Genomic DNA, 23,822 nt, shown 5'->3' with positions numbered 1-23,822 from the left:
TTAATTCCGACAGAAACAGAAAAGGCAGCGCGGCTTGCCGTGCTGCCTTTTCCTGACCGGCCGCATCCCCATACGGCCCGTCCCCCGTTATTCCTTACAATGGTCCGTGGGCGTGCTGCCTACCGGACCAAGTGATTCGCTGCAGTTACTATATCACCTCGACGGTCGTTCCGACATTGACCCTCTCGTAGAGGTCCACAACATCTTCGTTGCGCATGCGGATGCAGCCCGACGACACCGCGCCGCCGATGGTCCAAGGCTGGTTGGTGCCATGGATACGGTAGAGCGTCGAGCCGAGATAGAGCGCGCGTGCGCCGAGAGGGTTCTCGATGCCGCCGGCCAGATAGGTCGGCAGATAGCGGCCCTTGGCGGCTTCGCGCGCGATCATCTCCGTCGGCGGGCGCCACTCCGGCCATTCCTTCTTCTGTGAGATCTTGTGCGTACCGGCCCATTCGAAGCCCGGCTTGCCGGTGCCGACGCCATAGCGCCGCGCCCTGCCGTCCTTCTCGACCAGATAGAGGAAATTCTGCGTGGTATCGATGACGATCGTGCCCGGCTTCTGCGAGCCTTTATAGGCGACTTCCTGCGGCAGGTAGATCGGGTTGATCTGGGGGCGCATGACCATGCGCCTGGCAGGCGCCTGCACCGCCGCCGTCTGCACGCGATCGGGTCGCTGCAGTGCCGGCTGCGCGGTGCGCAGGCGTGGCTGCTGGGCTACCTGCCGGTTTTGCCTGACAATGCCCGGTGCGCGGCCAAGCTGCAGCACCCAGGGCGCTGAAAGGTCGGGGCTCACCATGACCGGCGGCCTGTCGGCATAACGGTCGCCGGCTTTGGAGGGGGTGGCGCCAGCGGCGACAATGGTCGCGGCACTGAGCAGGGTAAGCAAGACTGTCTTCATCGGGACGCACCTTGATCGTCGAACATGCCAGGGCGGAACGGGCCCTTGTGTCGCGATCATTGGCGGCGAGCAGCAACCGAAACATGAATCGGAATGCGTAAAATGCCGAGATGTCAGTAAACCTTTTGGTGTGGTTACCGCCGGGTTCAGGAATCTGGTAAAGCCGAAGTAAAGCAGCGCCAAAGCGCCTTAACGAATGGAATTTTGCGATGAATGAAAACACTGGCCTGCTGGCCGGCCCCGACGGCATCACGCGCTGCTTCTGGCACGGCAACCTGCCCGATTATCTGCACTACCACGACCATGAATGGGGCAGGCCCGTCGCCGACGACCGCAGGCTGTTCGAAAAGATCTGCCTCGAAGGCTTTCAGTCCGGCCTGTCCTGGCTGACGATATTGCGCAAGCGGGAGAATTTCCGGGAGGCTTTCGCCGGCTTCGACTTCGACAAGGTCGCCGCCTTCACCGACAAGGATGTCGAGCGCCTGCTTGGCAATGCCGGCATCATCCGCCATCGCGGCAAGATCGTCTCGACCATCAACAACGCCAAGCGCGCCCGCGAAATGGTCGATGAATTCGGCTCGCTGGCGGCGTGGTTCTGGAAGTTCGAACCCGGCAAGGACGAGCGGCCCGAGATCGTCGATCTCGCGCACCTGCGCGCCAACCCGACCACGGCCGTCTCGGTTCGTATTTCGAAGGAGCTGAAGAAACGTGGCTGGAGCTTTGTCGGTCCAACCACGGTCTACGCCTTCATGCAGGCGATGGGATTGGTCAACGACCATATCGAGGGCTGCGTCTGCCGCGAAGAGGTCGAGAAGGATCGAAAGGCCTTCAAGCGGCCGAAATAGCGGCGGCGCTCGCGGGAGCAGGCCGGCACATCTCAGGCGCCGCTGGCGCCGGCGAGATAAAGCCCGATGACGATGGCGGCCACGATGGCGAGGGCCGGATAGATCACCAGCAAGCCGGTTACCAGCGCATCGCGCATGGTAGGGCTGATGCCTTCCTCGGCTGAAGGCTCGAACGGACCGGCTGCCTGGCTTGTTATTTTGTGAGTGTTGGTGTCGGCCGGGCGCAGATGTGCCTGCACGTGGCTGATGCCATCGCCGATGTCGAATTTCCGCGCCATCGCCATGGCCCGACCCCCTTGTTTCGGCGCGCTTTATCGGCTGCGATTGTGTCGGCAGAATGCCGGGCTTATGGCGGAATTGTTTCATTTCCGCAGTGCTTTGTTGCAGCTAGGGCAAGCCAGGCTTTGCTCGGCCTTGCCGCTCCATGCGGCATCGGTTAGGACACGCGCGTTGCGAAAATCGCATCATGTTGTGAAAATCGCACCAGTACTGACCTGCCAGCGCCACAAACACCGAGCAAGCACCCATGGCCGATAAATCGGAAAAGACGAAAGCGCGGCTGCCGCGCGGTTTTGCCGACCGCAGCGCCGAAGACATCCGGGCCGTCGAGAAGATGATGGCGGCGATCCGCTCGGTCTACGAACTTTATGGGTTCGAGCCGGCCGACCAGCCGCTGATCGAATACACCGATGCGCTGGGAAAATTCCTGCCTGACCAGGACCGGCCGAACGAAGGCGTGTTCTCGTTCCAGGACGATGACGACCAATGGCTGTCGCTGCGCTATGACCTGACAGCGCCAACGGCGCGTTTCGTGGCCGAGAATTACGAGCGCCTGCCAAAGCCTTACCGCAGCTATCGCTCCGGCTGGGTGTTCCGCAACGAGAAGCCCGGCCCCGGCCGCTTCCGCCAGTTCATGCAGTTCGACGCCGACACGATCGGCACGCCGGGCGTCGCCGCCGATGCCGAGATGGCGATGATGATGGCCGATGTCATGGAGGCGCTTGGCATCAAGCGCGGCGACTACGTCATCCGGGTCAACAATCGCAAGGTGCTGGATGGCGTGCTGGAGGCGATCGGCCTCGGCGGCGAGGACAATGCCGGCCGCCGGCTGACCGTGCTGCGCGCCATCGACAAGCTGGACAAGCTCGGGCCGGAAGGCGTGAGACTGCTGCTTGGGCCCGGGCGCTGGGACGGCGGCAAGGAAGGCGAGGGCGATTTCGCCAAGGGCGCCGGATTGAATGAGGGGCAAGCCGAGGCGGTTCTTCTCGCGACAGCCAGGGAACAGGCCCGCCAGGATTCCAATGTCAGTGCGAACGCGATCTACCAGGAAGGCGTTGGTGAACTCTCCACGATTGAAGCCTTGGTCAGGGCGGCAGGATACGGCGAAGACCGCATTGCCATGGACCGCTCTGTCGTACGCGGCCTTGAATATTACACCGGCCCCGTCTTCGAGGCCGAGCTGCTGGCCGAAATCCCCAATGAGGATGGCCAGATCGTGCGCTTCGGCTCGGTCGGTGGCGGCGGCCGTTATGATGGCCTCGTCTCGCGCTTTCGCGGCGAGCCGGTGCCGGCGACCGGCTTTTCCATCGGCGTGTCCCGGTTGATGACCGCACTGAAGAACCTCGGCAAGCTCGACAGCGCCGATGTCATCGCGCCGGTCGTCGTGCTGGTGATGGACAAGGACACCGAAAGCCTCGGCCGCTACCAGAAGATGGTGGCGGAGCTGCGTTCCGCCGGCATCCGCTCCGAAATGTATCTCGGCGGAGCCGGCATGAAGGCGCAGCTCAAATATGCCGACCGTCGCGGCTGCCCGGTCGCAATCATTCAGGGCGGCGATGAACGCGCCAAGGGCGAATTGCAGATCAAGGACTTGATCGAAGGCGCGCGCATGTCGGCGGAGATCACCGACAACGCCGAATGGCGCGCGGCGCGCCCGGCTCAGGTGACGGTGGCGGAAAGCGAACTGGTCGCCGAGGTGAAGAAGATCCTGGCGGCGCAGGCTGAGGAGAGGGCCTGTGGCAAGTAGGGCGCTAGCCTTCCCTTCTCCCCTTGTGGGAGAAGGTGGCCTCGCGAAGCGAGGACGGATGAGGGGTGTTCCAGGGAATGCCAACGCCTCATTTCTTCCAGCACCCCTCATCCGTCTTGGCGCTGCGCGCCAATCCACCTTCTCCCACAAGGGGAGAAGGGAAGGGCGCGGCATATGACCTCCCGCTACCCCGCCATATCAGCCGACATTACAAACCTCTTCGCCGCACGCAACACGCATGCGGTCGAGGTTGCCATCCTGCAGCCGGCCGACCCGTTCCTCGACATGGCCGGCGAGGATCTGCGCCGCCGTATCTTCCTGACCGAAAGCGAGACCGGCCAGACCCTTTGCCTGCGGCCGGAGTTCACCATTCCGGTCTGCCTCGACCACATCAGTTCGCAAGCCGGCACACCGCGCCGCTATTCCTATCTCGGCGAGGTTTTTCGCCAGCGCCGCGAAGGCGGCAATGAATTCTTCCAGGCCGGTATCGAGGATCTCGGTGACCGCGACACGGCGCAGGCCGATGCGCGCTCGGTAGCCGACGCACATGCGCTGCTGTCCTTGGCGCTGCCGGGTCAGCCATTGAAGATTACCCTTGGCGACCAGACGATTTTCGAGGCGGTGCTGGCTGCACTTGGTTTGCCGCGCGGCTGGCGCATGCGGCTTGCCCGCGCTTTCGGCTCGGCGCCGATGCTGCAGGCAGCGCTCGCCGATCTCGCCAACCCGCCGCGCAATGGACAGCTCTCCGGCCCGGTCGCGGCCCTGGTGCTCGATGGCGATCTTGACGGTCTTGCCCAGCACATCGCTGGCGGCATGGAACAGGCCGGTCTTTCGGCGTCGGCCGGACGCGCACCCGCCGACATCGCGCGGCGATTGATCGAAAAGGCCGAACTGCGCAGCGTCAGGCTCTCGAACGAAGCGTTCGCGGCACTGAAGGGGTTTCTGTCGATCGACGTGCCGCTCGACGGCGCGGCCGCCGCGCTGGAAACATTCGCGGCGGGTGCCGGCCTGTCGCTGGGCGTGGCGCTGGAGAAATTCGCGGCCCGCGCCAAAGCCGTCGAAGCGCTGGGTCTGCCGACCGGAAAGATCCAGTACGACGCCGCGTTCGGCCGTCCGCTCGACTATTACACCGGGCTCGTCTTCGAGATATCAGCGGAAAAAGGCGATCGGCCGCTGGCCGGCGGCGGCCGCTACGACCGGCTGCTGACCCTGCTTGGCGCGAAAACCGCGATCCCCGGCGTTGGCTTTTCGGTCTGGCTCGACCGCATCGAAGCCTTGCGGGAGACGGCGCAATGATCACGCTGGCGATCCCCTCCAAGGGCCGGCTCAAGGAGCAGGCGCTGGAAGTGCTGGCCAAGGCCGGGCTTGCCGTCAGCATGCCCAGCGACGAGCGCAAGTACCACGCCCGCGTCGAAGGCTTGGAGAATGTCGAGGTGGCATTCCTGTCGGCCTCCGAGATCGCCGGCGAAATCGGGCAAGGCGCGGTTGATCTCGGCATCACCGGCGAGGATCTGGTGCGCGAAAACCTCGCCGACTGGGAAGCCCGCGCCGAAATCGTTACCCGTCTCGGCTTCGGCAGCGCCGACGTCGTGGTTGCCGTGCCCGACATCTGGCTCGACGTCGACACCATGGCCGATCTCGACGATGTCGCCGCCGATTTTCGCCAGCGCCATGGCAGGCGGCTGCGCATCGCCACCAAATACTGGCGGCTGACCCAGCAATTCTTCTCGCAGAAGCACGGCATCCAAGTCTATCGCATCGTCGAAAGCCTGGGCGCCACCGAAGGTGCGCCGGCGGCGGGCCTCGCGGATATCATCGTCGACATCACCACAACTGGCTCGACGCTCCGCGCCAATCATCTCAAGGTGCTGGGTGACGGGGTTGTGCTGAAGTCGCAGGCCTGTCTCGTGGCGTCGAGGAAGGATCGCGCCGCAGCGGATGAAGCCATCTTGCGCGATATAGCCGCAAGGATGAGCGCCCTCCCTCCCCCTTGAGGGGAGGGTGCCGAGCGAAGCGAGGCGGGTGGGGTCGTCTCGCGTCGAGCACTTCCGCAAGGACCCCACCCGTCCATCCGCCTTCGGCGGCTGTCCACCCTCCCCTCAAGGGGAAGGAGATCCCCAGTACCATCGACGGGATTTCCACCATCCCGGCAGGCTGATAGACTCAAGCGCGTCTGGGAGGAGACAGCGATGCCGGTCAATCTCGACGAGCTAAAGAACGCCACCAATCTGCGCGGACGCGCTGCGCGTACCGGCAGCGTCTTTATCGCACCCGTCGACGGCAGGGCGCATGTGTCGGGCGAGCGGTCGGTGCCCTTGCTGCCGCACACCATCCCGGCGCTGTTTTCTCAGACCGCCGCCAAATACGCCACGCAAGATGCCGCTGTCTTCGTCGCGCAGGACAAGCGCTTCACCTGGAGCGAACTGTCGGACACGGTGGACGCGCTGGCCGCCGGTTTCCTCGCGCTTGGCCTGGAAAAGGGCGACCGCGTCGGCATCTGGTCGCCCAACCGCTGGGAGTGGCTGGTCACGCAGTTCGCCACCGCCCGCATCGGGCTGATCCTGGTCAACATCAATCCCGCCTACAGGCTGACCGAACTCGAATATGCGCTGAACAAGGTCAGCTGCAAGGCGCTGGTCACGGCGGCCCAGTTCAAGAGCTCCGACTATCTCGGCATGATCGAGACGCTGGCACCGGAGCTCGCCACGACCACACCGGGCAAGCTCAAGGCGAGCAAGCTGCCGAGCCTGAAGATCGTCATCCGCATGGGCGAGGAGAATTCGCCCGGCATGTTCAATTTCGGCGATGTCCTGGCCATGGCCGGACGCGATGAGCACGATAGTCTCGACAGGATATCGGAGGGGCTGAAGGCGAGCGACGCCATCAACATCCAGTTCACCTCAGGCACGACCGGCGCGCCGAAGGGCGCGACGCTGACCCACACCAACATCGTCAACAACGGCCATTTCGTCACCTCCGCCATCAAGCTCACCGTTGATGATCGGCTGTGCATCCCCGTGCCGCTCTATCATTGCTTCGGCATGTCGATGGGCACGATGGGCTGCGTCTCCAAGGGCGCGACCATGGTTTTCCCGGGCGAAGGGTTCGATCCCGGCGCCACGCTGACGGCGGTGGCCCAGGAGCGCTGCACCGGCCTCTATGGCGTTCCGACCATGTTCGTCGCCATTCTCGACCATGCGGATTTCCAATCCTTTGATCTTTCCAGCCTGCGCACCGGCATCATGGCCGGTTCGCCATGCCCGATCGAAGTGATGAAGAAGGTGGTGTCGCTGATGCACATGGCCGAGGTGACCATCGCCTACGGCATGACCGAAACCAGCCCGGTCTCGTTCCAGAGCGGCGTCGACGATCCCCTGGAAAAGCGCGTTTCCACAGTTGGCCGCATCCATCCTCACGTCGAGGTCAAGGCTGTCGATGCCGATGGCGCGACTGTTGCGGTCGGTGAGCCCGGTGAACTTTGCACGCGCGGCTATTCGGTGATGAAGGGCTATTGGGAGGACGAGGCAAAGACCCGCGAGGCGATCGACACCGATGGCTGGATGCACACGGGCGACCTCGCCACCATCGATGCCGAGGGCTATTGCAACATCGTTGGCCGGGTCAAGGACATGGTCATCCGCGGCGGCGAGAACGTCTATCCGCGCGAGGTGGAGGAGTTCCTCTATCGCCACCCGAAGGTGAAGGAGGTGCAGGTGTTCGGCATTCCCGATCCGAAATATGGCGAGGAGCTTTGCGCCTGGATCGTGCTCAAGCCGGGTCAGATCACCACCGAACAGGAGATCAAGGCCTTTTGCGCGGGCCAGATCGCCCACTACAAGATCCCCAGCTACGTCCGCTTCCGCACCGAACTGCCGATGACGGTGACCGGCAAGCCGCAAAAATTCCTCATGCGCAATGCGATGGTCGAGGAACTCGGGCTGGTGACGCAGAAGACGGCGTGAGCAGCGGCCGAGATTAACGGCGGTCTGTCCGGTTTTCCGACGGTCTTGGCGCTGAGCCCGGCTCCTGCACGAGCGGCCCCAACAGCACCTCTCCGAACAGCGGTTGATAGCTGCGGCGTACGGCGGGGTCCTCCTTGAAGGACAGCGTGTACTGGCCGATCTGGTGGAAATAGGTGATGCGCGCCCGAACCACGCTCTCATCCTCCGGATAGCCCATGGCGCGGAAAGAGCGGATCAGCAAACCAATCCGCAGATTGTCGATGTCCGTCACTTCCTGGGCGAGTTTCTTCGACGTTCGCGACCAGTCGCGGATGGCAAGATCAAGCAGCGGGCTGAACGGCGCTTCATCCACCCACACATGCACGATGTCGGTGAAGAACTGCAGGCCGTCGATATCGCTGATGTCGCGCATGGCCCAGAACGGCGCGCAGTTGCTGTTTCTCCATTCCTGCAACAGGCTGTCGCGCAGGTCGGCCAGGCTGGCGAAATGAAAATAGAAGCTGCCGCGTGTGACTTTGAACTGATGCGCCAGACGGTCGATCTTGACCTCGCCGATGCCGCGTTTTTCCAGCACCTTGCGGGCCGCGCCGATCCAGGCCTCGCGGCTCAGCGTCTGCCGCGCCGATTTCGAACGCGGAGCCTGGCTGCGCGTTCTCTTGGGGTTGGTCGGCGCGCCTTGCTCGTTCATCGATCAGAGACCTTCGTCGCCCTGCGCAATCGTGGGCGACTCGCCAATCGAGTCGCCGCCTCTCGTGCTTCGCAATTTCGGGTGCCACCGTCCATCGGGTGGCACCTATTTTCAAGGCAGTGCGCTGATCCGCTCCAGCATCAATTCGAAGAACGGAGCCGGATCGATCCGGCGCAGCACGTTGCAATTCTTGCGCCGGCCGGTGACATGCCACCAATCAACCACGGTCATGCCGATGGTCTCCGGCGAGACGATATCGACCGTCACGGCGCACTGGCGCTGTTCGTAGATCTGCGGGGCCAGCAGATAGCCAGTGACGCAGGCATCGTGGATGGGGCGGGCTTCCGTGGCGAATTTATGCGTGCCGTATTGACGGAAGAAGTCCGCGAGGTTGGCGGCCTCGATGGCCGCGCGGCTGCCGGTGGCGCGCAGGCGGTCCAGCCATTCCGGCGTCATCAGGGCGGTGTAGGTGCAGTCGATGCCGGCCATCGTCACCGGGACGCCGCTGTCGAAAACTTTGTGCGCCGCATGCGGGTCGACGAAGATGTTGAATTCCGCGGCCGGCGTGGCATTGCCGCCCTGGAAGAAGCCGCCGCCCATCAGAACGACTTCGCGCAGCCGGGGAATGATCCTCGGCTCCATGGTCATGGCCATGGCCAGATTGGTCATCGGTCCCAGCGTGCAGACGGTCAGCTCGCCTTCGTCAGCGTCCATGATCGTGCGGACCATGTAGTTTACCGCGTGTTCGCTCTGCAGCGGCGTCACCGGCTCGGGGAGATCGGCGCCGTCGAGGCCGGTCTCGCCATGGACATATTCGGCAGTGATCAGCTTGCGCACCATCGGGGCCGGGCAGCCGGCATAGACAGGCACATCCGGCCGTCCGGCCAGTTCCACGACCTTCAGCGCGTTCTTCGACGTCAGTGCGAGCGGTACGTTGCCGCCGACCGTGGTGATGCCGACCACCTCGAGTTCGGCCGGTGAACCCAATGCAAAGAGGATCGCGAACGCGTCGTCCTGACCGGGGTCGGTGTCGATGATTATCTTGCGTGGTGCCATTGTGACGCGGTTATCCCCTGCTGGTGAAAAGCCTATTGCTGAGCCGATTTGGATGTGTAGAAATACAGTACTGTATCTTATGTTCAAGACAAGGTGTTCGAGATGGACGCACGCGGCGACTTTTCAGAAATCCCGATCCTCGACGTATCGGCGCTTTACGGTGGCGATGACGCTGCGATCGCCAGCACGGCCGCGACGCTGCGCCGCTATCTCGAGACGATCGGCTTTCTCTACGTCGTGGGGCATCCGATTCCGCCCGCCGATGTCGAAGCGGTCCGCGAAGCCAGCAAGCGTTTCTTCGCTCTGCCCGAGGAGCAGAAGCTCGCGCTGAAGATCGACAAGAATTTCCGGGGCTACCTGCCTTTTGCCGGCTCGACCATCGTGACGTCCTCGGTGGCGACCGTCAGTAAGCCGAACCAGAGCGAATCGATCTTCTTCATGCACGAGGTCGAGGCCGACGATCCCCGGGCGTTGGCCGACCAGCCACTACAGGGTCCCAACCAGTGGCCGGACGAGGCGGCGCTCGACGGCTTCAGGCCCACGATCGAACGCTATGTGGATGAGATGAGCACGCTCGCCCGCAAGATGGTCGGCGCCATCGCGCTCTCGCTCGGGCTTCCGACCGACAGCCTCGACCGTTATTTCGAGCAGCCGACGACCTTCCTGCGGTTGCTGCACTATCCGACGCAGCCTCACGAAGAGGGGCTCTTCGGCTCGGCGCCGCACACTGATTACGGCTTCATCACACTGCTCGCGCAGGACAATGTCGGTGGCCTCGAGGTCAAGAACAAGGCTGGCGACTGGGTTCCCGCGCCGCCGGTCCCGGATTCCTTCGTGATGAATGTCGGTGACATTCTGGCGCGCTGGTCGAACGACCAGTTTGTCTCCACGCCGCATCGCGTCATCAACCGGTCGGGACGCGAGCGCTATTCACAGCCCTTCTTCTTCGATCCGTCGATGGATGAAACGATCGAGGCGCTGCCGGTCTGCGTGCCCTCTGGTAGCCAGCCGAAATACGAGCCGGTGCTCTACGGCGACTACCTGATGGAGCGCATCGACAAGAACTATCACTACCGCAAGAAGAAGGCCGCGGAGACTGCCAGTTCATAATGCAGGAAACCATTGTCATCAAAAAAGGGGAACGAAAATGAGATCACATTTGCACATCGCCGGCCTGGCGCTGGCCGCATTTGCCGCGACCTGGAGCGGATCGTCGAACGCCGCCGAAGTGACAAAATCGGCGGAGGTTCAGCGGACCGGCATGCTGACCATCGCCAACACGCTGGACTTTGCACCGTTCGAATATCTCGACGCCGACGGCAAGCAGACCGGCATCATCATCGAACTGGCTGGCGAAGTGGCCAAGCTGGTCGACGCCAAGCTGGACGTGGCGCGTACGCCTTTCCCGTCGATGGTGCCGGGGCTCGCGGCCGGCCGTTTCAAGATCGCCTGGGAAACGTTCTCGGCCACGCCCGAGCGGCTCAAGCAGGTCGACTTCGTCATGTTCCTGAAGGCAGGCCTCGCGGTCTCGACATCGCCTGACAAGAAGGCGAGTTTCACCGGCGACACCCCGCTTTGTGGTAAGCGGATCGGCGTTTCGGCGGGCAGCGCGTCGGACTTCCTCGTCGACAAGCTGACCAAGGATTGCACCGACAAAGGTCAGGCGGCAATCCAGAAGTCCGTGTTCAACTCCTCGACGGACATCGTCCAGGGCGTGCTGTCCGACCGTCTCGACGCCCGCATGGATGATGCGACGGCATCAAGCTATTTTGAGGTCACCAGCAAGGGCCAGCTCGTCGTGCTGCCCACCCTTTACGAAGTTGCCCCGCTCGGCCTGGCGATCGCCAAGGACGACAAAGAGACCGCCGACATGATGGTCGGTGCGCTCTCGGAATTGTTCAAGAATGGCACCTACAAGGCCATCCTCGAAAAGTACGGCATGGGCGCCTACGCGATCAAGGAGCCCTATTTCGTCGGCAGCATGGAGGCTCTCCGCGCCGACTAGTACGGAACGTCTTCATCAGGGCACATCAAGTGTGCCCAGGAAGTTTGAATCTTCGCATTGGTCCGAAAATCGATTCCGATTTTCGGACCAATGCGATACGCGGTTGTAGGCGCCCGATCCCGCATCGGGCGCCGTTTCCGGACGGAGACCAGGAGAAGCAGCGATGGGCGTGGCCCACTCAACCGAGATACGCATCGAGCCGGGCGTCGCCGAGGCGGTCTCGCGCCTGACCGTCGTGCCGCAGCGCCGCTACGGCATCTGGGTCGGCACGGCCCTGGCCCTGTTGGTGGCGTTCTTCATCATCCGGGCCTTCGCCAGCAATCCCGCTTTTGCCTGGCCGACGGTGGTCGGCTACCTGTTCCACCCGTCCGTCATGCGCGGCCTCGGCAACACCTTGCTGCTGACCGTGGTGATCATGTTGCTGGCGATTGTGGTCGGCACGGTCATCGCCATCATGCGCGTTTCGCCAAGCCCGGTGCTGCGCACATTCGCGGGTTTGTATGTCTGGTTCTTCCGTGGCGTTCCGGCCCTGATCCAGTTGATCTTCTGGTTCAACCTGTCGCTGCTCGTGCGTGAGGTCTCACTGACCATCCCTTTCGTCGGCACGCTGTTTTCCATCCGCACCAATGACTTCATGACGCCATTCTTCTCCGCCGTCGTGGCGCTCTCCCTCTGTGAGGCCGGCTACATGGCCGAGATCATCAGGGCCGGCATCAAGTCGGTGCCGTCCGGCCAGGCTGAAGCGGCGAGTGCGCTTGGCATGCCGTACCGCATGATCCTGAAGCGCATCACGCTGCCGCAGGCCATGCGCTTCGTGTTGCCGCCCACCGGCAACGAGGCCATCAACCTCCTGAAGATGACGTCGCTGGTGACCTTCATCGCAGTCGACGACCTCTTCTATTCGGCCCAGAGCATCTATGCGCGCACCTTCGAGACGATACCGCTGCTGATCGTGGTCGCCTTCTGGTATCTCGCCGTGGTCAGCATCATGTCGGCCGGGCAGCATGTCCTGGAACGCCATTTCGGCCGCAGCGACACGCGCGGCGATCCCACGGCAATGCGCTTCCTGCGCAATGTCTTCGGTTTGCGGAGCGTTGCCCGATGAGCGATGTGAAGGCTGAAAACCGCGCCCGCTTCGGCGTGCCCACGGACTCCATGGTCTTCGCGCGCGGCGTGCGCAAATCCTACGGCCCGCTCGAGGTTCTCAAGGGCGTCGATCTCGACGTGCCCGCCGGATCGGTCGCTTGCATCATCGGCCCTTCGGGCTCCGGCAAGAGCACCTTCCTGCGCTGCATCAACCACCTCGAGAAGCTGAGCGGCGGCATCCTGCTCGTCGACAGCGAGTTCGTCGGCTACGATCTCCGGGGCGACAGGCTCTACGAGGTCAAGGACGACCTTCTCTGCCAGCGGCGTGCCGAGACCGGCATGCTGTTCCAGTCGTTCAACCTGTTCTCCCACATGACCGTGATGGAGAATTTAATCGAGGCGCCGACGCAGGTGCGGCGAATCCCGCTGGAACAGGCGAAGGCCGAAGCGGAAATACTGTTGCGGCGTGTCGGTCTTCTCGACAAGGTCGACCGCTATCCGAGGGAACTTTCCGGCGGGCAGCAGCAGCGTGTGGCGATCGCACGTGCGATGGCGATGAAGCCGAAGGTCCTGCTCTTCGATGAGCCGACGTCGGCGCTCGACCCCGAACTCGTTGGCGAGGTCCTGCAGGTCATGCGCGACCTCGCCGAAAGCGGCATGACGATGGTTGTGGTGACCCACGAGATCGGCTTTGCGCGTGAGATCGGCGATCAGCTCGTTTTCATGGATGGCGGCGTGATCGTCGAACGTGGCGCTCCCCGCGAGATGATCGCCAATCCGACATCGCCGCGAACCCGCGAGTTTTTGTCGCGCGTCCTTTGACGGCAAAGACAGCGAGCCATGGTCGCATCCACCAAATAAAAAGGCGCGGGGCTGGCCCGCGCCTTTTTCATGTTCAGGCTTCGAGGGTCAATCCTTCTCGAAGATGCGTGCCTTGGCGACAACGCCGGCAATGGCACCGCCGATCAGCGGGGCAACGATGAACAGCCAGAGCTGGCCGATCGCCGCACCACCGGTAAACAGCGCCGGGCCGATCGAGCGGGCCGGGTTGACCGATGTGCCGGTGACCGGGATCATGGCGAAGTGAATACCCGCCAGCGTCAGGCCGATGACAAGGCCGGCGAAGGCCGTGGCATGCTTTTCCGCCGTCACGCCAAGGATCACCGTGACGAAGGTGAAGGTGCCGATGACCTCCCACAGGAAGGCGGAGCTGACGCCGTATTTGGTGACGTCCCAACCGTTGGCGCCGAAGCCTGTGGTGTGTCCGCCGGTCTGGCCGGAGACGATGATCCACAGCGCCAGCGACGCGATGATGCCGCCAATGACCTGGGCGATCCAGTAGGGGATGACATCCTTGGCCGGCAGCCGGCCGGCAAGGAAGACGCCAAGCGTGACCGCCGGATTGAGATGTGCGCCCGAGATGGGCCCGATCGCATAGGCCGCCGCAATGAGGCCGATGCCGAACGCAAGACCGATGCCTTCCTGGCCAAGCGGCAAGGCGCCGCCAAAGCCACCCGTCACAACGGACGCCGTACCGATGAACACCAACAAGAATGTACCTAGAACTTCCGCCAGATAAGTCTTCATTGCCCTCTCCTCGTGTCGATCCGCCGGTCCGCCTTTTCCGCGCCGCGAATCACGTCTGAAAGAGTATTCGCAAGCAGAAAAGTTGGAAAGCAGAGCGGTTGCGCCACCCGGTGTGCTTGTGCGCGCCGGTTGCGCGCTCTAGAGCAGGGCCGAAATAGATTTTCTTGGTAATGGAACAAAGAAATGCGACTGGGCGGACGACTGGCTGCGGCCATCGAAGTGCTGGAGGACATTAGCCGGCGTCATCGGCCGGTGGCCGATGCGCTGAAGGACTGGGGTCTGTCGCATCGTTTTGCCGGCGGGGGCGACCGCGCCGCGATCGGCAACATCGTCTACGACGCGCTGCGCCACAAGCGTTCCGCCGGCTGGCTGCTGGGTGAGGAGACGCCGCGCGCCGTCGGCTTTGGCGCGCTGCTGCTCGAATGGAACCAGACCGCGCAATCGCTCAATGCCGCACTCGAAGGCGACAAGTTCGCGCCGCCGCTTTTGACCGCCGCCGAACTTCAGGCGATCGCCGAGCGTCGGCTTGCCGATGCGCCGCCCGCGGTGCGGGCGGACGTTCCAGACTGGTGTGAGCCGCTGTTCGAACAGGCTTTTGGGCCAGCGTGGGTCGAGGAGGGGGCTGCCCTTGCCACCCGCCCGCCGCTCGACATCCGGGTCAACACGCTGCAGGCCGATCGGCAGAAAGTCCTGGCGGAACTGGCGGAGACCGGCGCCAAGGCAGCCCATCTTGCCCCCTATGGCATTCGCATCCCGCCGATCGATGGCGACGGCAGGCACCCCAATGTGCAGGCCGAGCCGGCCTTCCAGAAAGGCTGGTTCGAGGTCCAGGACGAGGGCTCGCAGATCGTGGCGGCCCTCGCCGGCGCCGAAGCCGGTATGCAGGTGCTCGATTTCTGCGCCGGTGCTGGCGGCAAGACGCTGGCGCTGTCGGCGGCAATGGGCAATACAGGCCAGGTCTTTGCCCATGATGCGGAGAAGGCCCGACTGGCACCGATCTTCGATCGCATGCGTCGTTCCGAAAATCGCAATGTGCAGATCGTCACCAAGCCGTCGGAGCTCGCTCCGCTGACAGGTCACATGGACATCGTGCTGGTCGACGCGCCCTGCACCGGCAGCGGCACCTGGCGCCGCCGGCCTGATGCCAAATGGCGACTGACGCAAAGGCAGCTCGATACCCGCAAAGGCGAGCAATCGGCAATCCTCGAAGCGGCCAAGGCCTTCGTCAAACCGGGCGGCCTGCTGGTCTACATCACCTGTTCGGTGTTCGACGAGGAGAATGGCGAACAGATCTCGGCGTTCCGGGACCGCAACAGCAGCTTCGCGCCCATCGACCATCGCGCCCTGTGGGACGGTCATTTCCCGGGTCATGAAGCGGCGGCGCGCATCGGCTCCACCGGCGATATTTCCCTGTCACCATCGCTGAGCGGCACCGACGGGTTTTATTTCTGCGCGTTGCGCCGGGCCAACTGAGTCTCCGCCAATCCGCGGCGGATCTGGCTATCAAGGCAAGCGAGGCGAATTGCTGCAGTGCAGCAATTGAGATTGCCTGCCGACGCTCCCTCTGCAATAAGCTTTGCCAGACAAACGAAGGCGACGGCCATGGCAGCAAAGATCGTACCCGCCCCGGATTATGAAGACCGTGTCCGAACCTCCTTCGCGCGCCAGAAGGCCATGGCGACGATCGGCGCCGAACTCACGCTGGTCACGCCCGGCATCATCGAGATCGAGATGCCCTATTCGGCAGCACTCACCCAGCAGCACGGTTTCCTGCATGCCGGCGTCATTTCGACGGCGCTGGACTCGGCCTGCGGCTACGCCGCCTTCTCGCTGATGCCGGAAAACTCGGGCGTGCTGACCATCGAGTTCAAGGTCAATCTGCTGGCGCCGGGCAGGGGCGAGCGCTTCCTGTTCCGCGGCTCGGTGACCAAGCCCGGCCGCACCATCATCGTCGCCGACGGACAGGCCTATGCCTTCGCCGCCGACGGCGAGGCCAAGCTGATCGCCACCATGACCGGAACCATGATGACGGTGGTTGGCCGCGATGGGATCGAAGGGTGATCCATGGGCGATGTTGTGCGACTTGGCGGCAAGGACGTCCTTTTCGTCATGGCGGCGCAGGCCGAATACGGCCCGCATCTGAAGCGATTGTTCGCGCCTTTCATGACCGGGGTCGGGCCGGTCGAGGCCGGCGTCAGGCTCGGCGCGCAGCTGTCTTTGATGAAATCGCAAAAGGCATTGCCCGACCTCGTCGTCTCGCTCGGTTCGGCTGGCAGCCGGACTCTGGAACAGACGGAAATCTATCAGGCCATCTCGGTCAGCTACCGCGACATGGATGCCTCGCCCTTGGGCTTTGAAAAAGGAGCAACGCCGTTCCTCGACCTGCCGGCAACAGTGCCTTTGCCGTTGCGCATTCCCGGCATCAGGGAAGCCACGCTGTCGACGGGTGGCGCCATCATCACCGGTGCCGCCTATGACGCGATCGGCGCTGACATGGTCGACATGGAGACCTTCGCGTGCCTGCGCGCCTGCCAGTTGTTCGATATCCCGCTGATCGGCCTGCGCGGCATTTCCGACGGGGCTGCGGATTTGAGGCATGTCGGCGACTGGACAGAATATCTCCACGTCATCGACGAGAAGCTGGCGGACGCGGTCATGCGGCTCGACCAGGCGATCAGCTCAGGCGCGGTTCGTTTTGATTCATCGCATGAAGATGCGGATTCAGAGTGAAAGGCGGGCCTCGCAACCCATTGCATCGACTCATTTCTTTCTTTAAACGCTCGCCATGAAAACAGCCAATCATCCCGACACCGTCCTGATTGTCGATTTCGGCAGCCAGTTTACCCAGCTCATCGCCCGCCGCATCCGCGAAGCCGGCGTGTTCTCCGAGATCGTGCCGTTCCAGTCGGCCGAGGCGGCATTCAAACGCATCAATCCGAAAGCAGTGATCCTGTCCGGCGGTCCGGCCTCGACCTCCGACATCGGCAGCCCGCGCGCGCCACAGATCGTCTTCGACGCCGGCGTGCCGGTGCTCGGCATCTGCTACGGCCAGATGGCCATGTGCGTGCAGATGGGTGGTGTTGCCGAAAGCTCCAATCATCGCGAATTCGGTCGCGCCTTCGTCGAGATCGAGAAGGAAAGCCCGCTGTTCGAGGGCCTGTGGGCGACCGGCCAGAGACACCAGGTGTGGATGAGCCATGGCGACCGCGTCATCGCCTTGCCGCCGGGCTTCGAGGTTCTGGGAAAATCGGAAAGCTCGCCCTTCGCCATCTTCGGCAATGTCGAGCGCAAGATGTACGGCATCATGTTCCACCCGGAAGTGGTGCACACGCCGGACGGCGCGAGGCTGCTCCGCAACTTCGTCCACAACATCGCCGGCATCGAGGGCGACTGGACGATGCGCGCCTATCGCGAGCACGCGGTCGAAGCGATCCGCAAGCAGGTCGGCAAGGGCAAGGTCATCTGCGCGCTGTCGGGCGGCGTGGACTCTTCCGTGGCGGCATTGCTGATCCATGAAGCGGTCGGCGACCAGCTGACCTGCATCCTTGTCGACCATGGTCTGATGCGCAAGGACGAGGCCGCCGGCGTGGTGGCGATGTTCCGCGAGCACTATAATCTTCCCCTCATCCTGGTGAACGCGTCGGATCGGTTCATCGGCGCGCTTGAGGGCGAGGCCGACCCCGAGAAGAAGCGCAAGACCATCGGCCGGCTGTTCATAGAGGTGTTCGAGGAAGAGGCCAAGAAGCTCGGCGGCGCCGAATTCCTGGCGCAGGGCACGCTCTATCCCGACGTCATCGAGAGCGTCTCCTTCACCGGCGGCCCGTCGGTGACGATCAAGTCGCACCACAATGTCGGCGGCCTGCCCGAGCGCATGAACATGCAACTGGTCGAGCCGCTGCGCGAACTGTTCAAGGACGAGGTGAGGGCGCTTGGCAAGGAACTCGGCCTGCCCGAGAGCTTCATCGGCCGCCATCCGTTCCCCGGCCCCGGCCTCGCCATCCGCTGCCCGGGCGGCATCACCCGCGAAAAGCTGGAGATCCTGCGCGAAGCCGACGCCATCTATCTCGACGAGATACGCAAGGCCGGCCTCTACGACGCCATCTGGCAGGCCTTCGCCGTGCTGCTGCCGGTGCAGACCGTGGGCGTGATGGGCGATGGCCGCACCTACGAATTCGTCTGTGCGCTCCGTGCCGTCACCTCGGTCGATGGCATGACGGCGGATTTCTACCACTACGACATGGCGTTCCTGGGTGCCGCGGCCACGCGCATCATCAACGAGGTCCGCGGCATCAACCGCGTCGTCTACGACGTGACGTCCAAGCCGCCGGGCACCATCGAGTGGGAGTGATTCAGGCCTACTCAAACGCCGCCGAAAACAGGTCGACGTTCGCCATAACCATTTGAAAACAAAAATAAATCATTCCAGGGACAGTCAGCAACTATCGGTGGGCAGAGATTGGCGGTGGCGGACCGCTTGACGGACCTCCGGCATATTGCCCGCTCCGATTTTTCAAAGTACCGTCACGACCAACGAGGTTCGTGGCGGTACTTTTTTTGCTTTAAAGCATTGAAAGTAAAAGAGATTTCCTGCCACAAAGCCTCAAAATTGTACTGACGGTACTTTTCAGGAGGCAGTAGGCATGTTGACGGATGCCGCCCTTAAGGCACTGAAGCCAAAAGAGAAAATATACAAAACTGCTGACCGTGACGGCATGTATGTCCGGGTCATGCCGAGTGGCGCGATCTCGTTTCGGCTCGATTACAGGCTCAACGGACGCCGCGAGACGGTCTATCTAGGCAGGTATGGACGCGACGGAATCTCACTTGCCCTGGCGCGAGAGAAGTGTCTCGACGCGAAGCGCGCTATTGGCGAGGGACGATCGCCGGCCATCGAGAAACAGCGCGAGAAGCGCCGCCTGAAAGAGGCGAAGAGTTTTGGCGAGTTCGGGGAGAAGTGGCTTACCGGCGCGCCGATGGCCGACAGCACGCGCGCCATGCGGCGCTCCATCTTCGAGCGAGAGCTTCTTCCGGTCTGGCGCAATCGCCTCCTGACGGAGATCACTCCGGACGATCTAAGAGCCCATTGTGGCAGCATCGTCGAACGTGGTGCTCCGGCGACCGCTATCCACGTAAGAGACATCTTGAAGCAGATTTACGGCTTCGCGATCCTGCACGGGGAGAAGGTGGCCAAAGCCCGGGTGCCGTTGTTGGCGAAGATCGCCTTGCGATACCTTGCCCCGTGGAGCGTGAAAAGGCGAGCAGCCCGGCAATTTCCGAAAGCGCATGTCGCTTTCTATTCCATGTGGAAGCGCATCTCGGTGACGCGTCCGTCGGCCGCGCGCTGAACCATCCAGTGCATGTGGTAGCGCCCTGTCGGCAAGCGGTAGCGCCGCTTGTATGCCGCGCCGTCACCGACATGGTCGACGAGTTCCAACGGCACGGCGGCGAGGTCCGTCTCCGTCTCGCCGAGTGCCTGCTCGAACCAGTTGTGGCTCCATTCTTGCCAGGCCTTTTCGCTAAACGCGTCGCGCGACGCTCGGCGGGCGGCGATGGCGCGCAGCAGGTCGTCATCCCGTTGCGTCGCGCCGGGATTGGTCTCGGCAATGGGCTGATAGGCCGCCACGGCCGGCTCGACGAGCCCGGCGATCTCCTGTCCGATGCGCGCCACCTGCGCCTGTTCGAGATTGGCGAGAACGGCGACCGACAATCTCTGCGTCGGGAATCTGATGAACTCGGCGCGAAATCCGTCCCAGGTGCCGCCATGGCGGATCTTGCGGTGCCCGCGTGCCTCTGAGTTTTGCCAGCCCAGCGCGTAGCCGTTGAAGGCCGGACGGCCGTCGCGCATCAGCGCGGGCTCGAACATACGTTCGATGCTGTCTGGGTTGAACATGCGCGGGCTGTCTAGCTCGACGAACCAGTGCGCGATGTCGCGGGGCGAGAAATAGAGCCCGCCGTCGCCTGTCCTCAACAGTGTCGGCGCCGTCCATTGGTTGTTGTGCAGGCGATCGTTGCGAAGACTATGGCCGGCTGCGCGGTTCGGCACGATGTCGAACCACGACGCCTCGCGCGCGCTTGCCATGCCGATTGGCTGGAACAGACGTTCGCGCAGGAATTCGTAGTAAGGCTTGCCGCAAATGCGAGCGATGATGAGGCCGGTCAGCACATAGCCGATGTTGCTGTAGGCATAGCTCTCGCCTGGGGCAAACAGCAGCGGCGAGAGTGCGGCAAGCGCGATCAATTGTTCGTCGCTATGGTCCTGCCATTGGTTGATCGGCACGATTTTGTCGCGGATGGGCATCGGCGCGAAGCTCTCGGCAAAATTACCCAGGCCGCTCGTCATCGACAAAAGCTGGCTGATAGTGATCTCATTCCAGCTTTCCGGTCCCTCCGGAATATAGCGTTTCAACAGATGGTCGAGCCCGATCCGCCCATCCTGGATCAGCATCAGGACAGCGGCTGCGGTGAACATCTTGCCGGTCGATCCCGAATGGAAAAGCGTGTCCGGCGTGGCCCGGACATTGTGCTCGACATTCGCCAGGCCGTAGCCGCTGACATGCAGTATGTGGCCATCGCGGGCGATGGTCACACCGAGGCCCGGTATGGCGTGCTGCTCCATCTCCGATGCCAGATATTGTTCCAGCGTGGTTGCAAGATTGGGGGCGAGTTTCGAATCCATCGAGAATATCCATTGTGTCGAATTGGCGGGCCTGCGGGGGCCGCGACATTGATTTCAAGGAGCGGGCAGGCGGTGCAGTCGTTGCGCGATAGCATCCGATGGTCGGGCATCGCCCGCCCGGTGCGCGCACGGAACGCACCGGATCAGGAAAGGGCGCACGCTGTGCGCTGCTATTTCACGGTCATGTCGACCAGGGTGAACGGCATGCGTAGCGGGGCCGGCAAGTTCAGCCTGGTGTTGTTGAAGGCCAAGGTCTGGGCTGGCTCATGGATGGGAACGCCAACGAAATTGGCGAGCAGGTATTCGTGATACTTCCTGAAGTTCGCCACGCGCTCTTCCCAGGTGGCGGAGCCATGCATGGCGCGCTCATTCAGCTCCTCGGATTTGGGGTCGTTCCACAAGGACAGGTTCCAGCCATCGAGATTCTTGGCGCTGAAAAAGTCGTCAAGAATGTTGGCATTGGTCCATGAATAGGGTTCGATGACCAGTTCGCGGTCCTTCTTCTTGAACTCGGCGCGGTACATGCCTTCGTCGAAAATGGTGATCTCGGCGGCCATGCCGACCGCCTTGAGCTGCGCCTGGATGATCTCGGCCATGCGCCGGTATTCGGTGTCGGCCCGGGCCCAGAGCTTTACCTTCAGCGGCTTGCCGTCCTTGACGCGGATGCCATTTTCGCCCGGCACCCAGCCGGCCTCATCAAGCAGTTTGCCGGCCTTGGCAAAATTGTAGTGAATCTCCACGGTGGGATCGACTTTCGATTCCGCCAGCGTGCTGATGAGAAACTGGTGTGCTTCCTTTCCCGCCCCGCCATAGACGCTCTTCAGGATCGCACCCTGGTCGATGGCCAGCGCCGTTGCCTGGCGCACGCGCATGTCGGAGAAGATCGGGATCTGGGTGTTGATGGCGACGAAGGTCACTCCATAGCTCGGCAACCCGCGGAACCCGATTTCGGGCTGCGCCTTGAGCTGCGGCAGGAAATCGGTCGGAATATCGAGCAGCATGTCGACGCCGCCAGTCTTCAGCTCCAGAAAGGCAGTCGACGCGTCCGGAATTTCGCGCATCGTCAACCGCTTGAGACTGGGAACGCCTTTGTTCCCAGTCAGATCGCTGCCCCAGGCATAGTTCCCATTGGCCACCAGCACCGTCTCCTGGCTGGCGACGAAGCTTTCGAGCTTGTAGGGACCGGTGCCGATGGCCTCGGTGACGCCGTAACCGGCATCGCCCGCCGCTTCGTAGGATTTGGGCGAAGGGATACCCATGTTCACCGATGCCAGATTGTAGATCAGATTGGGCTCCGGCCGCTTCATGACGAAGCGCACAGTATGATCGTCGACAACTTCGACCCGCTCGATGGCGCTGGTCATGGTCTCATTCTCGGTGCCCGTGAACTTGGGAATCCACCAGGCAATGGTCGCGGCATTGAATGGTTCGCCGTCATGGAACGTCACGCCCTGCCGCAGCTTGAAAGTCCAGGTCAGGCCATCCTGGCTGGTTTCCCAGGATTCGGCGAGATGCGGGTGATACGATTGATCGTCGGCGTCCTGCTCGACAAGCCGGTCATAGATGAGCCCGGCCACCATGCTTAGCGACGTCGAGCGGACCGGGTCGTAGCCCGCCGAGCCCGATTCCTGCCGGCCAAGCACGATGACCGCTTCATCTTCCGACGCGTGGGCGGCTGAAGACAGGCCGCTGCCCATGCAGAGCGAAAGCAAGGATGTGGAAATCAGAAATTCACGCCTGTTCATGTACCGAGTCCTCCCAAGATCTCGTTGGTGTTTCGTTGGCTAGCTGGTGAACCTATCGTCTCGGATGCCGGCCGGCATGGCCGACGAAATCGCTGTAGAGTTGGGACAGCCGGCCGAGGCGTGCCTCGACACCAGGCCCGAGTTCGCCGATGATCCCGTTGAGCATCAGATGGACGAGCGACAACATCGGCGTGTTGGTGTCCCAAAACAGATTGATCTGCGAAGGCACCGCGAAAACCTCGGTGGCGCATTCATGTCCCCAGTCGCAGAACAGGTCGGTCACCAGCGTCACCGGCAAGCCGGCATCGCGGGCCCGGCGCGCCAGTATCGGCGCCTGGCGGGAATAGCGGCGGGCATCGAACAGCACGAGCGCCGCGTCATGCGTGCCGGCCAGTAGCACTTCGCCGAAAGTGCCGGACGAGTGGTCGACCAGATGGACGCCGTCGCGCACATATTGCAGCAAATGCGCCATGGTAGCGGCGATGCCGCGTTCGCTCTGGAAACCGGCGATGAAAACCCTCTCGGCTGTGGACAGACGCTTGACCACGGCCTTCATTGCCGGGGTCCGGGCCAGTTCATGGACGCGGACGACCGTGGCGAGTTCCAGCTCAAGGCTCTTGCTGAGGCCGGCGTCATCCTCCCGGCTGCGTGCCTGGAACTCGCGCAGCCTGTCACCGATCAGCCATGGGGTGTCGCCGATGTCGGCCTTCAGGTCGGCCTTGAGGTCCTTAAAGTGCTGGTAGCCGATGGACCGGCAGAAGCGCCCGACCGTCAGTTCGCTGATGCCGATCTTTTCGGCAACCGTCCCAGCGGTGTCGAACGGCAGTTCGCTCAGGTTGGCCAGCATATAGGCGGCAATCGCCCGACCGGCGCCCGTGCCGTTCTGCAAACTTTCCGTCAATCTCTGGCGTGCGTTTCCACTCAATGTGGTTCCTCCCATAAGCAAATTTCTGACAGTTTTATGATATTGAGTCAACAATGATATGTTTCTGACATTCCCAGCCGAGCAAAGCTCGATGACCCGTGGGAAAGTCGTTGAACCGGAGTACTTGGCACGCGCCGATCGTTGAAAAGATTGCCAGGAGGCCGTGGAACCCGACTTTCGGGCGATTGCCGATTGCGTGCTGGAGGTCGGTTGGTCGCGCAGCGGGATCATGCAAGCTCGGCACCGGCTGATCGCCGCTGCCAGGGGTGCCCGACCGTCAGCCTATCCGCCCGATGTCTAGGGGGGCACCAACTGCAAGCCTA

22 protein-coding genes and 1 pseudogene are annotated in these 23,822 nt (G+C 62.8%); 15 read left to right on the top strand and 8 right to left on the bottom strand.

Annotated features, from left to right (window positions below; genetic code table 11):
- Positions 1 to 148: 148 nt before the first annotated feature.
- The gene (locus ABVQ20_RS15360; RefSeq protein ID WP_354460360.1) at positions 149 to 898 is read right to left on the bottom strand and encodes a L,D-transpeptidase; all 750 of its coding nucleotides are present in this window, start codon (positions 896 to 898) and stop codon (positions 149 to 151) included.
- 209 nt (positions 899 to 1,107) lie between these two features.
- On the opposite strand from ABVQ20_RS15360, the gene ABVQ20_RS15355 reads away from it, so the two are divergent.
- On the top strand, positions 1,108 to 1,743 hold the full coding sequence (locus tag ABVQ20_RS15355; protein WP_354460359.1) for a DNA-3-methyladenine glycosylase I: 636 nt from the start codon (positions 1,108 to 1,110) through the stop codon (positions 1,741 to 1,743).
- A gap of 32 nt (positions 1,744 to 1,775) precedes the next feature.
- Here ABVQ20_RS15355 and ABVQ20_RS15350 read toward each other — a convergent pair whose 3' ends face one another.
- Entirely contained in the window at positions 1,776 to 2,027 is a 252-nt protein-coding gene (locus ABVQ20_RS15350; RefSeq protein WP_354460358.1) for a hypothetical protein, read from the bottom strand.
- 242 nt (positions 2,028 to 2,269) lie between these two features.
- On the opposite strand from ABVQ20_RS15350, the gene hisS reads away from it, so the two are divergent.
- From hisS to ABVQ20_RS15330, 4 genes are all read left to right on the top strand, one after another.
- The gene (hisS, locus tag ABVQ20_RS15345; protein WP_354460357.1) at positions 2,270 to 3,769 is read left to right on the top strand and encodes a histidine--tRNA ligase; all 1,500 of its coding nucleotides are present in this window, start codon (positions 2,270 to 2,272) and stop codon (positions 3,767 to 3,769) included.
- A gap of 174 nt (positions 3,770 to 3,943) precedes the next feature.
- Positions 3,944 to 5,065: an ATP phosphoribosyltransferase regulatory subunit gene (locus ABVQ20_RS15340; protein ID WP_354460356.1), complete on the top strand. Its 1,122-nt coding sequence runs from the start codon at positions 3,944 to 3,946 to the stop codon at positions 5,063 to 5,065.
- Positions 5,062 to 5,763, top strand: a complete 702-nt coding sequence (gene hisG / locus ABVQ20_RS15335) for an ATP phosphoribosyltransferase (RefSeq protein ID WP_354460355.1) — start codon at positions 5,062 to 5,064, stop codon at positions 5,761 to 5,763. The genes ABVQ20_RS15340 and hisG overlap by 4 nt, the downstream gene beginning before the upstream one ends.
- A gap of 195 nt (positions 5,764 to 5,958) precedes the next feature.
- Complete coding sequence (locus ABVQ20_RS15330; protein ID WP_354460354.1) at positions 5,959 to 7,731, top strand: AMP-binding protein; 1,773 nt, start codon at positions 5,959 to 5,961, stop codon at positions 7,729 to 7,731.
- Between the two features lie 13 nt (positions 7,732 to 7,744).
- Here the strand turns inward: ABVQ20_RS15330 and ABVQ20_RS15325 are convergent, their stop codons facing one another.
- Both ABVQ20_RS15325 and ABVQ20_RS15320 read right to left on the bottom strand, forming a co-directional pair.
- Positions 7,745 to 8,419, bottom strand: a complete 675-nt coding sequence (locus ABVQ20_RS15325) for a TetR/AcrR family transcriptional regulator (RefSeq protein ID WP_354460353.1) — start codon at positions 8,417 to 8,419, stop codon at positions 7,745 to 7,747.
- Positions 8,420 to 8,530: 111 nt separating this feature from the next.
- Positions 8,531 to 9,475, bottom strand: coding sequence for a nucleoside hydrolase (locus tag ABVQ20_RS15320; protein WP_354460352.1), 945 nt, complete (start codon positions 9,473 to 9,475; stop codon positions 8,531 to 8,533).
- Between the two features lie 102 nt (positions 9,476 to 9,577).
- Here ABVQ20_RS15320 and ABVQ20_RS15315 point away from each other — a divergent pair, with 102 nt between their 5' ends.
- From ABVQ20_RS15315 to ABVQ20_RS15300, 4 genes are all read left to right on the top strand, one after another.
- The gene (locus ABVQ20_RS15315; protein ID WP_354460351.1) at positions 9,578 to 10,585 is read left to right on the top strand and encodes an isopenicillin N synthase family dioxygenase; all 1,008 of its coding nucleotides are present in this window, start codon (positions 9,578 to 9,580) and stop codon (positions 10,583 to 10,585) included.
- Positions 10,586 to 10,622: 37 nt separating this feature from the next.
- Positions 10,623 to 11,480 carry an ABC transporter substrate-binding protein gene (locus ABVQ20_RS15310; RefSeq protein WP_354460350.1) on the top strand — a complete coding sequence of 286 codons (858 nt, stop codon included), beginning with the start codon at positions 10,623 to 10,625 and terminating at the stop codon, positions 11,478 to 11,480.
- Between the two features lie 163 nt (positions 11,481 to 11,643).
- Complete coding sequence (locus tag ABVQ20_RS15305; RefSeq protein ID WP_354460349.1) at positions 11,644 to 12,585, top strand: amino acid ABC transporter permease; 942 nt, start codon at positions 11,644 to 11,646, stop codon at positions 12,583 to 12,585.
- Complete coding sequence (locus ABVQ20_RS15300; protein WP_354460348.1) at positions 12,582 to 13,388, top strand: amino acid ABC transporter ATP-binding protein; 807 nt, start codon at positions 12,582 to 12,584, stop codon at positions 13,386 to 13,388. The genes ABVQ20_RS15305 and ABVQ20_RS15300 overlap by 4 nt, the downstream gene beginning before the upstream one ends.
- Before the next feature lie 87 nt (positions 13,389 to 13,475).
- Here ABVQ20_RS15300 and ABVQ20_RS15295 read toward each other — a convergent pair whose 3' ends face one another.
- A complete protein-coding gene (locus tag ABVQ20_RS15295) occupies positions 13,476 to 14,153 on the bottom strand; it encodes an MIP family channel protein (RefSeq protein WP_354460347.1) in 678 nt (225 codons plus the stop codon).
- A gap of 183 nt (positions 14,154 to 14,336) precedes the next feature.
- Between ABVQ20_RS15295 and ABVQ20_RS15290 the strand changes: the two genes are divergently transcribed.
- The 5 genes and pseudogenes from ABVQ20_RS15290 to ABVQ20_RS15270 all read left to right on the top strand — a co-directional run.
- A complete protein-coding gene (locus ABVQ20_RS15290; RefSeq protein WP_354460346.1) occupies positions 14,337 to 15,626 on the top strand; it encodes an RsmB/NOP family class I SAM-dependent RNA methyltransferase in 1,290 nt (429 codons plus the stop codon).
- 129 nt (positions 15,627 to 15,755) lie between these two features.
- On the top strand, positions 15,756 to 16,214 hold the full coding sequence (locus ABVQ20_RS15285) for a PaaI family thioesterase (protein WP_013530371.1): 459 nt from the start codon (positions 15,756 to 15,758) through the stop codon (positions 16,212 to 16,214).
- Between the two features lie 3 nt (positions 16,215 to 16,217).
- Positions 16,218 to 16,883 (top strand): 5'-methylthioadenosine/S-adenosylhomocysteine nucleosidase, encoded by a 666-nt coding sequence (locus tag ABVQ20_RS15280; RefSeq protein WP_354460345.1) that lies wholly within the window; start codon positions 16,218 to 16,220, stop codon positions 16,881 to 16,883.
- A 55-nt stretch (positions 16,884 to 16,938) separates the two neighbouring features.
- Complete coding sequence (gene guaA / locus ABVQ20_RS15275) at positions 16,939 to 18,501, top strand: glutamine-hydrolyzing GMP synthase (RefSeq protein ID WP_354460344.1); 1,563 nt, start codon at positions 16,939 to 16,941, stop codon at positions 18,499 to 18,501.
- A gap of 292 nt (positions 18,502 to 18,793) precedes the next feature.
- Positions 18,794 to 19,458, top strand: a pseudogene (locus tag ABVQ20_RS15270) (tyrosine-type recombinase/integrase); the annotation flags it as partial.
- Here ABVQ20_RS15270 and ABVQ20_RS15265 read toward each other — a convergent pair.
- The 3 genes from ABVQ20_RS15265 to ABVQ20_RS15255 all read right to left on the bottom strand — a co-directional run bounded on the left by ABVQ20_RS15265 (position 19,447) and on the right by ABVQ20_RS15255 (position 23,475).
- A complete protein-coding gene (locus ABVQ20_RS15265) occupies positions 19,447 to 20,829 on the bottom strand; it encodes a serine hydrolase domain-containing protein (RefSeq protein WP_354460343.1) in 1,383 nt (460 codons plus the stop codon). The pseudogene ABVQ20_RS15270 and the gene ABVQ20_RS15265 overlap by 12 nt on opposite strands.
- Before the next feature lie 170 nt (positions 20,830 to 20,999).
- A complete protein-coding gene (locus ABVQ20_RS15260; protein ID WP_354460342.1) occupies positions 21,000 to 22,574 on the bottom strand; it encodes an ABC transporter substrate-binding protein in 1,575 nt (524 codons plus the stop codon).
- 52 nt (positions 22,575 to 22,626) lie between these two features.
- On the bottom strand, positions 22,627 to 23,475 hold the full coding sequence (locus ABVQ20_RS15255) for a MurR/RpiR family transcriptional regulator (protein WP_354460341.1): 849 nt from the start codon (positions 23,473 to 23,475) through the stop codon (positions 22,627 to 22,629).
- Positions 23,476 to 23,662: 187 nt separating this feature from the next.
- Between ABVQ20_RS15255 and ABVQ20_RS15250 the strand changes: the two genes are divergently transcribed.
- The gene (locus tag ABVQ20_RS15250) at positions 23,663 to 23,800 is read left to right on the top strand and encodes a hypothetical protein (RefSeq protein WP_354460340.1); all 138 of its coding nucleotides are present in this window, start codon (positions 23,663 to 23,665) and stop codon (positions 23,798 to 23,800) included.
- Positions 23,801 to 23,822 lie beyond the last annotated feature (22 nt).

This window comes from Mesorhizobium shangrilense, from assembly GCF_040537815.1.
Classification (GTDB): domain Bacteria; phylum Pseudomonadota; class Alphaproteobacteria; order Rhizobiales; family Rhizobiaceae; genus Mesorhizobium; species Mesorhizobium shangrilense.
The sequence above is the reverse complement of the archived record's forward strand: the minus strand, read 5'-3'. Positions and strand labels throughout refer to the sequence as shown.

Coding starts and splice junctions, on each gene's coding strand:
- ABVQ20_RS15360 (WP_354460360.1), bottom strand. CDS start 898: ATGAAGACAGTCTTGCTTACCCTGCTCAGTGCCGCGACCATTGTCGCC.
- ABVQ20_RS15355 (WP_354460359.1), top strand. CDS start 1,108: ATGAATGAAAACACTGGCCTGCTGGCCGGCCCCGACGGCATCACGCGC.
- ABVQ20_RS15350 (WP_354460358.1), bottom strand. CDS start 2,027: ATGGCGATGGCGCGGAAATTCGACATCGGCGATGGCATCAGCCACGTG.
- hisS (WP_354460357.1), top strand. CDS start 2,270: ATGGCCGATAAATCGGAAAAGACGAAAGCGCGGCTGCCGCGCGGTTTT.
- ABVQ20_RS15340 (WP_354460356.1), top strand. CDS start 3,944: ATGACCTCCCGCTACCCCGCCATATCAGCCGACATTACAAACCTCTTC.
- hisG (WP_354460355.1), top strand. CDS start 5,062: ATGATCACGCTGGCGATCCCCTCCAAGGGCCGGCTCAAGGAGCAGGCG.
- ABVQ20_RS15330 (WP_354460354.1), top strand. CDS start 5,959: ATGCCGGTCAATCTCGACGAGCTAAAGAACGCCACCAATCTGCGCGGA.
- ABVQ20_RS15325 (WP_354460353.1), bottom strand. CDS start 8,419: ATGAACGAGCAAGGCGCGCCGACCAACCCCAAGAGAACGCGCAGCCAG.
- ABVQ20_RS15320 (WP_354460352.1), bottom strand. CDS start 9,475: ATGGCACCACGCAAGATAATCATCGACACCGACCCCGGTCAGGACGAC.
- ABVQ20_RS15315 (WP_354460351.1), top strand. CDS start 9,578: ATGGACGCACGCGGCGACTTTTCAGAAATCCCGATCCTCGACGTATCG.
- ABVQ20_RS15310 (WP_354460350.1), top strand. CDS start 10,623: ATGAGATCACATTTGCACATCGCCGGCCTGGCGCTGGCCGCATTTGCC.
- ABVQ20_RS15305 (WP_354460349.1), top strand. CDS start 11,644: ATGGGCGTGGCCCACTCAACCGAGATACGCATCGAGCCGGGCGTCGCC.
- ABVQ20_RS15300 (WP_354460348.1), top strand. CDS start 12,582: ATGAGCGATGTGAAGGCTGAAAACCGCGCCCGCTTCGGCGTGCCCACG.
- ABVQ20_RS15295 (WP_354460347.1), bottom strand. CDS start 14,153: ATGAAGACTTATCTGGCGGAAGTTCTAGGTACATTCTTGTTGGTGTTC.
- ABVQ20_RS15290 (WP_354460346.1), top strand. CDS start 14,337: ATGCGACTGGGCGGACGACTGGCTGCGGCCATCGAAGTGCTGGAGGAC.
- ABVQ20_RS15285 (WP_013530371.1), top strand. CDS start 15,756: ATGGCAGCAAAGATCGTACCCGCCCCGGATTATGAAGACCGTGTCCGA.
- ABVQ20_RS15280 (WP_354460345.1), top strand. CDS start 16,218: ATGGGCGATGTTGTGCGACTTGGCGGCAAGGACGTCCTTTTCGTCATG.
- guaA (WP_354460344.1), top strand. CDS start 16,939: ATGAAAACAGCCAATCATCCCGACACCGTCCTGATTGTCGATTTCGGC.
- ABVQ20_RS15265 (WP_354460343.1), bottom strand. CDS start 20,829: ATGGATTCGAAACTCGCCCCCAATCTTGCAACCACGCTGGAACAATAT.
- ABVQ20_RS15260 (WP_354460342.1), bottom strand. CDS start 22,574: ATGAACAGGCGTGAATTTCTGATTTCCACATCCTTGCTTTCGCTCTGC.